The 478-nt window shown below is 65.3% G+C and carries 1 protein-coding gene; it reads left to right on the top strand.

Annotation, left to right across the window (positions count from 1 at the left end; all coding sequences use genetic code 11):
- Positions 1-157: 157 nt before the first annotated feature.
- Positions 158-478, top strand: a 321-nt coding sequence (locus CWO91_RS42445) for a transposase (RefSeq protein WP_208753160.1), incomplete at its 3' end; no start/stop codon positions are given.

Here is a 478-nt window from a genome sequence, read left to right on the forward strand (position 1 = left end):
GGGTCGTGTCCCGAGTGATGGTGTAGCTCGGTAGAGCAAAGCCGCCCGGACGCGCGCCTCAAATAGCGCCGTAGCGGGCGGGCGGCTTTGCGGTGGTCACCGGCAGTTCTCCGGTAGGATCGGGTTGCGACACGCCAACGCAACCGAGGAACCACCGATGACCGATGACATGATGAACCTGCGCACGCTCGTGGAGAAGACCCCTGATGCCGATCTGTTGCGCGAGATGATCGGCTTTGCGGCCCAGCGCCTGATGGAGCTGGAAGTCGAAAACCAAACCGGGGCCGCCTATGGCGAGAAGACCCCCGAGCGTCTGGCCCAGCGCAATGGCTATCGCGACCGGATCTGGGAGACCCGCGCCGGCGCAGTCGAACTACGCATCCCCAAGCTGCGCAAGGGCTCCTACTTCCCGGGCTTCCTGGAGCCGCGCCGGATGGCCGAGAAGGCGCTTACCGCCGTGGTGCAGGAAGCCTATGTG

It is taken from the genome of Bradyrhizobium genosp. SA-3 (assembly GCF_004212635.1).
Taxonomy (GTDB): domain Bacteria; phylum Pseudomonadota; class Alphaproteobacteria; order Rhizobiales; family Xanthobacteraceae; genus Bradyrhizobium.